Here is a 13,506-nt window from a genome sequence, read left to right as displayed (position 1 = left end):
CGCGACCGTTACAGCTTCGACCGCTATCCTTCCAGGCTGCGATCCCAGAGCATCACTCGAAAGGTGGGGTCGGTCGTTGATTATTGAACGCAGCCGGCCGCAGGTTGCTCTGCTTGATCGATCCGGGGTTAGGCCCTGCAGGGGTATCCGTTCCACGGATGATGGTCTCAGCATGGCCGTCAAAGAACAGGAAGTTCGCGGCCGTGTTTTGTCGTTCGCGATAGCGAATATCTCCGGCGGGCGGCGTACCCGATGCGGCGTCGCGATTGTTATTCCGGCTGAGCGCGATCTTCGAGTCCGGACGGCCGTTGAAGAACGCTTCGCGCGAGTAAGTCCTGTACTCCTGATCGTAAATCGATGCGTTGATCCACCGCGCGACCGCCGCAGCGTTGTAGCGGCTGCCACCGAGCATGATGCTCCCGATCTGTACACCGTCCGCCAATGCGAACAGCTCGGCCGCCGGTCGGGCGCGCGACATCTTGTACTGTCGTAGATAGACCCGGTCGGCTGGGTTCCACCCGACCCTGTAGTTCATGTCTGGCAAAACGAGGGGATTGGAAGAGTAATGAACCATTCCCTCCAGGATGGTCGCACTCGGATCCTGAAAAACCGGGGGTAACGGGAATACGGCTGTGTTCCGCGTGTGCCCCTTGCCGCCCAAATACGGCGAAATCGATATGGCCCAGGTAGTGCTATCTCCGCCATGCGACAGACTGCCCGGTGGCAGCCAGTCATTGTTGTTCGACGCGTAAAGCGCAAGCCCAAACCCCATCTGTCGCAAGTTCGACAGACAAGCCGTGGTGCGGGCCGCTGAGCGGGCCTTGTTCAGCGCTGGGAGCAGGATCGAGATCAGCAACGCGATGATGCCGATGACGACGAGGAGTTCAACCAAAGTGAACGCACGACGTGAATTTCGAATGAACATAGACGCTCCGCGTGAGATGTTGTGCCACGCCTTGGCCCACGCGCATGCAGCACTGGGACGAGGCTGGGAAATGGTGGCGTTCGACTGTCTTATTGCCGGGCAGCCGCGATTAACGGCCGCCCGACATGTCTCGGGGCAATGGGGCATTGCACACCCCGATGCCGCCTCTCTCTCTCCAGATCCTTACACCGCGCGCCGACGACGCAGCATCATGCCAGCCGCTCCGACGAGCAGGCCGATGGCGGTCGGCTCGGGGACGGCGACGTTATCGACGATCTGCAGCACGCCGCTGGAACCATCGAAGGTAAAGGCCTGCGATCCGGTCGAACCGTACCAGTTGCCATTGCCCAGGCTGAGCAAGGTGCCGACGTAGTCACCGGTCAGGCTGATGGCTGCGAAGTCGCTGGCTTGGGTCGCAAAGTCAAACAAGTCGAACGTAGAGCCGATCGCGAACGTGTCGGAGAAGACGACGTTCAGCACCCCGCCGTAGGTCAGTTCGCCAGCGACGTTCGTCGCGTCGTAGCCGCCCACCACGCCGCGGGCGAGGCCGTCGACCTCGAAGATCGACGTGCCACCGAGGCCCAGCGAGCTGCCGAACGACAGCAGGCCCGCCGACGCGCCCGGGGCGAGCGTGCCGGTGATGGAGGTCGCGCCCCCGACGGTGCCGTTGCCGCCGAGCGTGCCACCCGCGTTCACGTTCATCGTGCTATCAGCGGCCAGCGACCCGTTCACCAGCAACGTGCCGGCCGACACGTTCGTAGGACCGGTGTAGGTGCTGGCACCGGTCAGATCGAGCGTGCCAAGGCCGGTCTTGGTCAGGCCACCGGCCGAGGTGCCGTTCGTCAGTGCGACGGCGAGTTCGAGGTCGTGGGTGGCCGCGCCGTCGCCGACGTTCAACGTCCGCGTGCCGTTCAGGATGAGCGCGCCGAGCTTCGGGGCGGCGGTGGTCGTGATCGCGACGGTGTTGGCGTTGGTGCCGTTGCCCGTGAACGTCAGGTCGCCCGACAGCGTGATGCGTCCGGGGTTGCCCGCGCCCGTCGAACTGCCGAGCGTGATCGGGGCGTACACGCCAGAGGCGGTGTTCGTGATGTTCAAGTCACCGGCGAGGTTGATGTTCGCGCCGCTGCTGCCGTCGGACGTGCCCGCCACGTTGATCGTGCCACCGGATACGGAGAGCGAACCGCTCATGTTGACCGTGTGTGCGCGCGTGGGGGTCCAGCTGCCACCAGCAATGCTGGCGTTACGCATGTTGGTCGTGCTGCCACTACCACTGGCGCCCGAGGTGACGGAGCCACCATTGACGGTGAGGTCACGGAAAGTCTCCGAGGCCCCGCTGCCGGAGTTGGTGGCGCCGCCTTTCTGGAGAAGGGAGCCACCGTTGATGATGATGTCACTGGTGTCGGCGATCTCGTTGCCGGTGTTCTGGACGGTGCCGCCGTTGATGACGAGGTCACCGACGACCGCGGAGTTGTCGACCGACTTCGTGAGCCGCAGCAGGCCGCTATTCATGACGGTCGGGCCGGTGAACGTGTTGACGCCCGCGCCACTGAACTCGACGACGCCCGACCCCGCGACGACGACGCCGTTGCCACCGCTGTTGGTGATCGGCCCGTTGAGGAATAGCTTGGCTCCATTGCTCCCGTTGGAGCTGCCGACCGTGTTGTAGAAAATCACGCCCTGCTGGCCGTTGAGGTTGATGGTGTTGTTGACGGTCATCTCCGCGCCGGTCGTGGCCGGTGAGACGGACTGCGCGAAGATCGTGCCGCTGCCGAGCGTGATCGTGCCGGTGCCACCGACGTTGATCGGCGAGGTGACCCCGGAGACGTTCAGCGAAAGGGAGTTGATCGTGGTCGCGGCGTCGACCGTGACGTTGGACACGACGCCAGACGCGTTGGACAGGCGGACGTTGTCGAGCGTGGTCTGGCCGTCAATGATCGAAGTCGCGTATTCCGAACCGGACAGCAGCCGCACGCCGTAGGTCGAATCGTAGGTGACGAGCCCTTCACCGTTACTGCTATTGGTCGTGCCGGCGTAGGCGCCCTTAATGATGCCGACGGTGGTGCCACTGCCCCCGGGAGTGCCGGTGAGCGTCGGGGCGGTGGTGAATACGAAGTTGGTGGCGTTGACGGTATTGGACGCGAGCGTGTTTACGCCAAAACCGGTGCCGCGGAACAGAACGGTGCCCCCGGCTTCGCGGGTGAAGCTGTCGGCGGTCATCCGCATGTGGCGAGTGCCGATCGGGGCGAGCATGACGGTCGACCCGCCGGCGCCGAGCGACAGGGCGCCCATGAGGTCGTTCGTGTTGACGCTTGTGCTGGACGCGGCCGAGCCGGTGAGGCTGCCGCCGTTGAGGGTGACGCTCTTCGTGCGGGCCAAGCTGGTGTTGCCACTGCCCGAGCTGTCGAACCGGAGCGTGCCGCCCGTATTTACGATGACGTCCGAATTGACCGTGCGACCACCGGCGCCGTACCAGAACGTGCCGCCGTTGATGGTCGTTGCGCCAGAATAGGTGCTGGACGACTCGATCTGGAGGGTGCCGCTGCCGGCCTTGATGACGCCTTCGGATCCTCCGGTGATGCCGTTACGAAGATTCAGAACCTTGTTGCCACTGTTCGTGACGTCGAACGTGCGGGTGGCGCCGCCGAGGTCGACGGTCAACCGCTGGCCGTTAGTGGACGAGCCGACGAGGGTCGTGCGGTTGAGGGCGCTGTTAAGCGTTACGTCACCACCGAGCGTGAGGACGCGGTCGCCGGTGCCGTCAGCACGCATCAAGATGTCGAAGTTGCCGGTAGCGTTATGGTTGAAGACGATCGGGGTCGTCAGCGTCGTGTCGGTGCCAAACGTGACTGCTTGGGCGCCCGTAATTGATAATGACGCGTCGAACAGGCCGTTGATGTTGCCACCAACCCAGTTGGCCGGATCGTTGTAGTCGTAGGTTCCTGCCCCGGTCTGATTCCACCCAATGGTAGCGGCGGTCGCCACGTGGGGCTGCGCGATCCAGACGCCCGCGGCACCGACCATCGCCGCCACCCGCATCGACCGCCGACCCGATTCATTCATCCGCTTCTTCAAAATTGCGACGCTCGACCTGTGCTTCGTATTCATCATCTGTTTCTCCGCTCCGCTTTTCGTTAGACGTGACTCAATCCCTCGATGCTCAACCCGTTCGACGTCCCACGCGGAACGCCGCTCCCCAACCCGCTCCCTCTCGACCCGTTGCCTAGCGCATCCGCTTCATCGTGAACTGTTCACCGGCCAGCGCCCGCTTGGCGTAATCGCCCCAGTAGCTCGTGGGCGTGTAGTTCCAATCGTTCAACATGGGGGGGCCGGCCTTGGGGTGGAAGGCCCAAGCGGTCCAGTGCAGCTTATGTTGCTGGATCAGCGCGACCATGTCGGGCGACCAGGTGAGCGGGTCCTCGTGGCGTTCGGCCGGGATGAACGCGTACCGCTCGTTGGGCGCCCCCACCTCGCCGACGAAGATCGGGTGGTGTGCGGCGACGTCCAGGAACTTGGACTGCCACTTGCTCTTCCACGGGTAGACGTGGGTCGAGTAGACGATGCCGTTGCCGCCCTTGTCGTTCAGTGCGTAGCCGTTGAGTATGCCGGAGATGTCGTAGCTCCAATCGAGCCCGCCGACGATCACGATGTTCTTCGCGCCGATCTCGCGCACCGCATCGACCAGCTTCTGCATGCCGGGCGACTGGAAGCCGCTGACCACCTCAGTGTTCTCCGACAGGGCATCGGACGACCCCTGCTTCTTGTCGGTTACCTGGCCACCGTCGCGCCAAACGTCCCACGAGATGCCGTGCGGCTCATTGAACAGTTCGAACAGGACGGCCGGATTATTCTTGTAACGCTCGGCGGCGTCCTTCCAGAACTTCACGTGGTCGTCGTTGGGGGCGCGGAAGCGGTGCAGGTCCAGAACAAGGTACGCGCCGTGGCTGGCGGTTAGGTTCACAGCGTTATCGACGATCTGACGATACTGCTCGCCGCCGTCCTTCTGCGACTTGTCGGTGCCGAACCAGTAACTCTCCTTGATGGGCAGGCGGATGCAGTTGGACTTCCATTCGGTAATGGCGATCTCGATCGACCGGGTGATGCTCTCACCGGTCGCCGACCATTCCATGCTGGGCACCGACACGCCCTGCAGCCAGACGGAATTGCCGGCGGCGTCCTGGATCTGGTTGCCGACCACACGAAGCTCGGGCGGCATCTTCTCGGCCGCGGGCGCGGGGATGACGTCGGGCAGCACCGGGAACGACCGCGTCGGCGCCGCAGCGGCGGCGGCCTTGGCGACAACGGCGGGGTCGATCGGCTTCAGTGCCATGTCGTCGAACTCCAGCGTGCCGCTGGCCGGCTTGAACAGTGTCAACATTATCTCCAGGTTCTTGGCGCCTTCCGGCACCAGGAACTGCTGCTTGCGGTCCTTCCATTCCTTCGTCGAGCCCTTGAAGGTCGGCGGTTTCGGCGACGGCTTGACCACCTTCTCGTCGGCATCCTTGAAGTTCATCATGATCCGGCCGTCGAACCACAGTTCGTCACCCGCCTTGATGTTGTCGTACCGCACGCGGTAGGTCAGCTCGAGCGCCTTGTGCTCGTCCTTGATCGGCACCAGCTTGTACACCATCACGTTCTCCCCGGCCGAGGGGCTCGTGAGGCGGATAAAGTGGTTGCCGTCCTCCGTCTCCCACTTCACGTTGTCGTTAACAGGCCAACCGTCCGGCTGACCGTCGCCGTTCTCGTCGGTCTCGAAGTTGCCGTTTTTGATGAGCGACGGTTCGTCGTCCGCAGCGCGAACAACGCTGGCACCCGTGAAGAGCGTCGCACAGACGAGCAGGCCACCAATCAATCGATGAATGGAAAAATACTTAGTCATTTTTGCAGTTTCCTCTGTCGGCAGAACCCAGCTGCTTATTCAAGGTAAAAGTTGTCCGAATGGCTCGTGTTGAACGTGCCGTTCGGGTTCTTGATGCGCGAGATGTTCTTGATGATGTAGTCGGCCTTGAAGTAAGCCGCGTGTCCATCGAGGAACAGAATGTTGGCCCCGTTGGAGTGTCGATAAATGTCGAACGCATGTGCGGCGTGTGGCTGCAAGTAAGCGATGACGCTTCCGACTCCACCCAGATGCCAATCGTCCGCATCAGCAACGTGAATCTTGGCAGATGGGTTCTTCACCCGCGACATCGGTCGCGACTTGGCCCACGGCCTCGGATTTGGGCCTGAAAACGACCCGTTCGGACCCTGCAAATAGAGCGACTCGGCGTAACACGAACTCGATGACCCCGGAGCCTCCCCATTCCTATTCGCCCACGCCATGCCAAAAGGCACGGATGGACACTGGAAGGCGGATCTCCTGAATCGGTTTGACTCGATGCCTCCGCTCCAGAAGCTTATGGTCGTCTTCTCACCGGCCCAGGTCTTCATTCCCAAGTACGGCCCGATGGTGTCCCACATTCCGTAAGATTTATCGGTCCATCCTGGCACGGCAGTGCCATGCCGCTGGACCTCACTGTTGAGCGGCCCCAAGAAGTTCCGGAAATCGCTGCGGTACATCGCGAAACCGAGGCCAATCTGTCGCAAGTTTGCTGCACACTTCACTTGCAGCGCCGACTGCCGCGCCTTGTGCAGTGCGGGCAACAGAATCGAGATCAGCAGCGCGATGATGCCAATCACCACCAGTAGCTCAACCAGCGTGAACGCTGAATTGTTTCGCGTGCGTGCGAACATCTCGAACCGCCTTCGGAAACGCCGTTCTCGCTCGTGCCCTGTCCCTGCAACGCCGATCAGGCGCTGCGGACGGGGCCGACGGACCCTCGTTCGACCAATTGGACCGGAAGTGTGTGATGCTCGACCTTCGCGTTCGGGTCGGCGATCAGCTTGCAAAGTAAATCGATAGCCGCCTCGCCCATCTGGGCGAACGGCTGGCGGACGGTCGTGAGGCCGGGCTGCAGCCACTCGGCGATCGGGTCGTCGTCAAACCCGACGATGCTCACGTCGTGCGGCACGCGGATGCCCATCCGGAGCATCGCGCGCAGGCCCGGTCGGGCCACACCGTCGCAACTGAAGAAGACCGCGGTCGGTGGCGTCGGGCGGCTCATCAAATCGGAGACGGCCTTCTCGATATGGGCCGACCAGTCGCCCAGACGATCCTTGTCGGCCAACAGGTCGACGACCAGCGACCGGTCAAACGCCACGCCCGCGTCGGCGATCGCGTCGCGCAGGCCTGAGAGGCGATCCCGCACCGTGCTGGCGACCAAGTCGCCCACGAACGCGATCCGGCGATGCCCGTTCCCCAGCAGCAGCTTGCCGACATCGTAACCACCGGCGTAATTGTCGGCCGTCACCGAGGGCACCTCGATGTCGTGCAGCCGTTGGTCGGCCAGCACGAACGGAAAGCGCTTCGACCGCAGCTCGTACACGGCCTCGTTGAATCTCGGCCCGTGCAGCGAGACGATCACCGCCCCCTTCGCCATGCCACCGGGCAACCGGCGAAGCATTTCCAGATCCAGCAGTTCATCCCCGTGCGCGTCGTACAACTGAACTTGAATGCCCCGCTGCCGGGCGACCTGCTGAACACCGCGCGACACCTGCAACGACGGTTCCCATTCCAGGTTGCCCGCCACCACTTGCACCAGCGTCGTGCCGACGGACCCGGAACAGACATATAACCCACGCCCCGGGCGGCGCTCGATGAGGCCCTCGCTCACGAGGATCTCACTGGCGCGTCGCACTGTCATCCGGCTAATACTCTGCTGCCGGGCGAGCTCATGCTCCGACCCCAGCAACTGCCCCGGTTGAAAGTCACCCCGCCGAATCGACTTTCGAAGCCGTTCCGCCAGCGCTTCATAGACGGAAGACGGGGCCTCTATACCGGTACTCTCGATCATTGTCCTAGTCTACACCATCTTTACCTTGAGGCAAATGGTCCGTAAATATCGCTTAATGCCGCTTAAATGAAGGACTTAAGGAAAATTTGAGCCCGTTTCTCGAAGAAATTCTGTATACCAGTACGGTACTGGTACACCTGCGATCAGTTGCGCGGTCTGCAATTGCCGTCGCGGTTACTCCGAGGTTTGGGGTTCAGTTGGGCTTGATCGGCCGAGTTTTGGCGACTTCCACGGCAACCCTTTCCGGGGTTCCGGGCCCCGCGACGGGTCGCTCTCGCCCGACGCCAATCGGAAATGCGGGCCACCCACGGGCGGCGCGGGCGATCGGGTGACGATCGCATCGCGGTGTATAGGAAGATGAGCGTCAACAGCAGGATCGCCCAGGCGGCGTCCGGGTGCGAGCGGACAATGATGTCCCGCACCGGGTCGGCCCACTCCACGGGCAGGTAGCCACGCAGCATGGGCCCGCGGAAGCGCGTGTTGCCGAACATCAGGTGGAGGGTCATCATCCACGATAGCAGGCTGATCAGCACTGCCAGCAGTGTCATTCCCAGCCCAACACCGGTCATGAGCATGCCGATGCAGGCCGTGAACAGCAGGTACCGCGAGTGCATCTGCGGCATGAACGTGAAGGCGATCAACCATGGCGTCGCGGCGGCGGCCAGGAATCGGCGGTCGCCGTGGCGGGTGTGCCGGGCCATTGCGAACGCGCACAGGACGATGCCGATCGCGTAGATCGCGACCAGCGTCTGCTTCAGCCGCAGTTGGTAGCCATCCCACGACCAGAACAGGAACTGGCCCGCCTCGAACGAGTAAACGACCTCGTTCAGCGAACTCCACCCAAACCGCCCGCCGAGTAATGTCGGCACGGTGTTGGCGGAGAACTGGACGAGGCTGGGGAACTTCTCGGCCCCGTAACGGAACGCCAGGTCCCACCAGGTCAGGTCACTGTTGAACAACAGCGGGCAGGCCGCCAATGACAGCCCTATGATGCCCGCGACGAGGTACGCGTACTTTGCCAGCGGAACGCGCCAACCCAGCAGGACGACGCCGCACGCGACCAGAAACGCATATAACCAGTTCCCACGGGTGGCTTCGCTCATCCAAGGCCACGTCAACAGCAGCACCGCGACCGGCCCGGCCGCCGCCCAGCCCCACCACTTGTCGCGTAGGAAGCGTTGCGCCCCTGCCATCACACCGCACGCCGCGATTGCCGAGGCGATCCAGATCCACGCCGCGTGAATCGGCTCTCGCGTCGTCTCGTCGCGCAGCAGCCAAGGCGCCACGATCAGCGCCGCTGCGAACAAATACCCAGCCGCCCAGCGCAGCGCGGCGCCCGCCTGTCCCATGAATAACGGCCACAGCAGGAACAGAGCCACCACCATCAGATGCTGCCCTTTGAACATCGTGCCGATGCCCAGCACGACGCCGGCGGTGAACCACCAGTTCAGGCTCGCCAGCAGCACGGTGTACAGGTAGAACGGCACGATCCAGATGTCCCACGATGGCCACGTCTGCGAACTGACGTGCGACGCGGGGTTGAACCACATCAAGAGCGCCCCGGCCAAGCCAAGGAAGCAGCCCCGCCAGGGGTCGAGCGGGCGTTTCGGTTCGGGTGACAGTGGCGGAAGCATCGCGCGGTCCGACCGTCGAACCCATAGCCGCACCAGCAGGAAGATCGCCAGCGCCGACGCCCCCTCCATCATCGCGTTGAACTGCAACAGCGGTCGCGTGAACTCGTATTCGGGCCGCCAGGCTGTGTAGCCGTAGTTGTGGTTCACCCATCCCGCCCAGAGGCGCATCGTCAGCAGGCGCAGCGGCACGTAATCCAACCGATAATTGCCCGACGGCGTCGCCTCGATCACGTTGCCGTACAGGTCCAGCACGCCCTCGTTCATCGCGCGCGTGCCGAAAAGCAGGTTGTGGTGCACGTCGTATGTATGGCGAATCGAGCCCGTGTGCTCGTACGTCCAGCGCCGCAGGTCCAGCCCGAGCTTCAGCGAGATCAAGACCGTAACCACCAGGACACTCAACAGCGTGACGTGGCGAATGATCGCCCGACGCTGCCGCTGACGGCGGCTCGGGGTGGGTACGGTCGCTACGGGTTGTGCATCGGCCACTCACGCTCCTGGTGAACTACTGATGCTACCGCCGCGACCGCGAGGCGTTGGAAACTGTTGCGGGAATTGGTGGGGGCGAGGAGGAGCGAGGAGTCCGTCATCGTTCGTGACAAGGCGGTGTTCAATGGGCTGCCGGCCGCCTTACCGTGGCATGGGCGTCTCGCCCATGCGCGTCGATCGGAAGGGGAGATTCGATTTGTGGGGTGCCGCGCTGACCGAGCCGCTGCATCAAATCTGATCTTCCGGCCCACTGCGAGCATGGGCGAGACGCCCATGCCACGGCCGGAGCGGACGCCGACGTGCTCTTCGAGACTTCAGAGAACGCGTCACCGGTCGTCGGCGGCTGCTACTTCGCACCCTCGATCGCGCGAATCGCGTCCAACGTCGGTTGGAACAGCTTTGCGTTCACGGAAATGCCATCCGGTCCCCATACGGTCGGTTCGCCCTTCCACGTCGTGAAGTGCCCGCCGGCTTCCTGCATGATCGGCAGCAGTGGGCCGCAGTCCCAGGGGTTCAGGATGGGGTCGAGCATCACGTCCGCCCGGCCGGTGGCGACGAGAATGTGACCGTAGCAGTCGCCCCACGTGCGGGCGACGCGCGCCTGCGATGCGATCGACTCAAATGCCTTCGATCGGCGGGTAGCCCGCTGCCAGTCGGTCGTCAGCACCATGGCCTGCGAGAAGTCCGCCACGTCCGACACGCGCGCGATGCGCCCGTTCCAGTGGCACCCCAGCCCATTGCCGGCCGCCACCATGTCGTCGAGCGCGGGGAAGTAGACGACGCCAGCGACCGTCTTACCCGCCTGCTCCACACCGATCATCACGCCCCACATCGGCGCGCCGGCGATGAACGTCTTGGTGCCGTCGATCGGGTCGATGATCCACCGCAAGCTCGCGCCCTCGGTCCCGGACCGCCCGCTTTCCTCGGCCACGATCGCCGACTGCGGGTAGCGCGAGCGGATGATGTTCAGGATGACCTCTTCCGACTCGCGATCGGCGCGCGTGACCGGTGTGCCGTCATCCTTAATCTCGACCTCAACCCGGTTGTTGTAGTGTGCCATCGCCCGCCGACCACCGGCGTAGGCGGCGTCGATCGCGGTGTTCATCAAGTCGCGGATGGGGATGCTCATACTTGGCAACTTCCAGTCGTGGTTAAGTGGACGAGGGACGCACCGCCCTTCATCGGCGGGTGCGGATTTGTACGTGCTGGCGGGCGTGCGCTCAAGGTCGTGAGTTTGCTCGTTCCGGGGAGCCGAAGTGGGACCGCCCACGAATGAGCACGAATCAACACGAATAAGAGCACGATCAGGTGGCTTCTTTCATTCGTATTCGTTCGTGCCCATTCGTGGGCCAAACGCATTTCGAGCCTCGCCTCTGACCGCCCATGGGAGGCGCCGGAGAGGCAACCTATTATGGTTTGAGACGGCACGCGAACTCGGCGCGCCGGTCGCTCGCCTCGTTCAACCAATTCGCCACGGCGGCGGCATCGTTATCGCGAACATAACCAAGCAGCCGGTCGATCCGGGATTTCATCTGTTCCAGTCCCGCGGTCAGGTTGTCCCCGTTGTCGAGAAAGATGTCGCGCCACAGCCCGGCGTCGCCGGCGGCGATGCGGGTGGTGTCGGCCAAGCCTTTGCCGGCGATCGCGAGCGAGCCCTCGTCCTGCAGCAACATTAGCGCCGCGGCGACGGCGTGGGGGACGTGGCTGGCGGTGGCGACGCGGGCGTCGTGCTCCTCGGGCGTCATCCGCAGCGTTCGCATGCCGATCGAACGCCACATCGTGTCGACCCTTTCCAGCGCGGTGGCGTCGGTCTCGGCGGTGGGTGTGAGAACGCAGTTGGCGCTCTGGAACAGGTTGCCGTCGGCGTACTCCACGCCCCGCTTTTCACTGCCGGCCATAGGGTGGGATCCGACGAACAGGCCGGGCGACGGCAGTGCCTTTGACGCGACCACAATCGATCGCTTGGTGCTGCCGACGTCGGTCACGATGGCGTCGGCGCGCAACGCCGGGCCGATCCGATGGATGAGGTCGCTGAACGTGCCGACCGGTGTGCAGAGGACGACCAGATCGGCGTCGCGGACGGCTTCGGCCGGGTCGGTGGACGATTCATGGATGACGTCGCGCGACAACGCCGTGTCCAGCGTCGACTGGCGGTGGCCGTATCCGACGACTCGGCAGTCGGTTACGACGTTACGCAAGGCCAGCGCCAGCGAGCCGCCCAACAGCCCCACGCCTAGAATGCACACGCGTTCGAAGGTCATACGGCCGATCATAATCGCGCCAGTGAGATAACCCCAACCGAGGCGCGCCGGCGGCGTCTCCCTTGCGTTCGTTCGGGCATCGCTTTACCGTATTCCCGTTGGCAAGCTGGGAGAAATCGGAACGCTCTGGCATTGCCGCTTTGGCAACCAGGTTCCATGCAAGTCCGCAAGTGAAACGTCGGGACTCGATCAAGTTCTGACGTCCGTAAAAACATACAAGGCGGTCGACCGCGTGTACGGTCGGTCGAACAACGAAAGATGGCCCACACTTTGGCTGCACCCGAACCCACAAGTTCCGCCGTCGCCAGCAAGGTTCCCCTGCGGCACGTGCTGGAATTCGAGAAGCCGCTGGCCAAGCTTGAGGAACAGATCCACGAGTTGGAAGGCCTGCAGGCATCGAAGCAGATCGACTACAGCAAGGAACTGCGGCAGCTGCGGTCGAACTACACCGCGATGGTGCGCAAGACCTACGATAGCCTATCCGCCTGGGAAACCGTTCAGGTCGCCCGTCACCCGCAGCGGCCCTTGTTTAAGGATTACGTCGAGGTGCTGTGCCGTGAGTTCCGCGAACTGCACGGCGACCGTCACTTCGGTGACGATCCGGCCATTAAGTGCGGATTGGCGCGCATCGGTGGCCATAAGGTGATGCTGATCGGGCATCACAAGGGCAAGGACACCAAAGAGAAGATCCAGTGCTACTTCGGCTGTGCTCATCCGGAAGGCTACCGCAAGGCGCTGCGCTGCATGAAGCTGGCCGAGAAGTTCGGCCTGCCGGTGGTGACGCTGGTCGACACGGCCGGTGCGTACCCGGGCATTGGCGCGGAAGAGCGCGGGCAAGCGGAGAGCATCGCCCGCAACATGATGGAAATGAGCCGCCTGAAGACGCCGATCGTCACGGTCATCACGGGTGAGGGTGGCAGCGGTGGCGCGCTCGGCATCGCCGTGGCCGACCGCGTGGCGATGATGGAGTTCGCGTGGTACTCGGTGATCAGCCCCGAGGGCTGCAGCGGCATCCTGTGGAAGGGCGCCACCAACGCCGCCGACGCCGCCGACGCGCTGAAGCTGACCAGCAAGCACCTGATCAAGCACGGCGTGATCGACGCCGTGGTGCCCGAGCCATTGGGTGGCGCTCATCGCGATCCGCACACCGCGGCCCACAACCTCGAGCAGTACCTGGCCAAGACGATCCGCGACCTGAAGCGCGTGAAGCTCGATAACCTGCTCGAACGGCGCTACGAGCGCTTCCGCAACCTGGGCGCCGTCGCCGAGCCGACACCGCGCCGCGCCGCCAAGGCGGTCTAGCGGCTTCGGGG

9 protein-coding genes are annotated in these 13,506 nt (G+C 63.5%); 1 reads left to right on the top strand and 8 read right to left on the bottom strand.

What is annotated here, in order from left to right; translation table 11 throughout:
* Window positions 1-52: 52 nt before the first annotated feature.
* From VGN72_01420 to VGN72_01385, 8 genes are all read right to left on the bottom strand, one after another.
* On the bottom strand, window positions 53-925 hold the full coding sequence (locus VGN72_01420; protein HEV7297994.1) for a DUF1559 domain-containing protein: 873 nt from the start codon (window positions 923-925) through the stop codon (window positions 53-55).
* A 183-nt stretch (window positions 926-1,108) separates the two neighbouring features.
* Window positions 1,109-4,033 (bottom strand): autotransporter-associated beta strand repeat-containing protein, encoded by a 2,925-nt coding sequence (locus tag VGN72_01415; GenBank protein HEV7297993.1) that lies wholly within the window; start codon window positions 4,031-4,033, stop codon window positions 1,109-1,111.
* A gap of 112 nt (window positions 4,034-4,145) precedes the next feature.
* Window positions 4,146-5,801: a glycoside hydrolase family 5 protein gene (locus VGN72_01410; protein HEV7297992.1), complete on the bottom strand. Its 1,656-nt coding sequence runs from the start codon at window positions 5,799-5,801 to the stop codon at window positions 4,146-4,148.
* A 35-nt stretch (window positions 5,802-5,836) separates the two neighbouring features.
* The gene (locus tag VGN72_01405; GenBank protein ID HEV7297991.1) at window positions 5,837-6,652 is read right to left on the bottom strand and encodes a DUF1559 domain-containing protein; all 816 of its coding nucleotides are present in this window, start codon (window positions 6,650-6,652) and stop codon (window positions 5,837-5,839) included.
* 56 nt (window positions 6,653-6,708) lie between these two features.
* Entirely contained in the window at window positions 6,709-7,812 is a 1,104-nt protein-coding gene (locus VGN72_01400; GenBank protein HEV7297990.1) for a GntR family transcriptional regulator, read from the bottom strand.
* Window positions 7,813-7,955: 143 nt separating this feature from the next.
* A complete protein-coding gene (locus VGN72_01395) occupies window positions 7,956-9,932 on the bottom strand; it encodes a hypothetical protein (GenBank protein HEV7297989.1) in 1,977 nt (658 codons plus the stop codon).
* 346 nt (window positions 9,933-10,278) lie between these two features.
* A complete protein-coding gene (locus VGN72_01390; GenBank protein HEV7297988.1) occupies window positions 10,279-11,061 on the bottom strand; it encodes an inositol monophosphatase family protein in 783 nt (260 codons plus the stop codon).
* Window positions 11,062-11,341: 280 nt separating this feature from the next.
* Window positions 11,342-12,193, bottom strand: coding sequence for a prephenate dehydrogenase (locus VGN72_01385; protein ID HEV7297987.1), 852 nt, complete (start codon window positions 12,191-12,193; stop codon window positions 11,342-11,344).
* Between the two features lie 270 nt (window positions 12,194-12,463).
* On the opposite strand from VGN72_01385, the gene VGN72_01380 reads away from it, so the two are divergent.
* Window positions 12,464-13,495, top strand: coding sequence for an acetyl-CoA carboxylase carboxyltransferase subunit alpha (locus VGN72_01380; GenBank protein HEV7297986.1), 1,032 nt, complete (start codon window positions 12,464-12,466; stop codon window positions 13,493-13,495).
* Window positions 13,496-13,506: the final 11 nt, after the last annotated feature.

Source organism: Tepidisphaeraceae bacterium (assembly GCA_035998445.1).
Taxonomy (GTDB): domain Bacteria; phylum Planctomycetota; class Phycisphaerae; order Tepidisphaerales; family Tepidisphaeraceae; genus DASYHQ01.
This window is presented reverse-complemented; position numbering and strand designations above follow the sequence as displayed.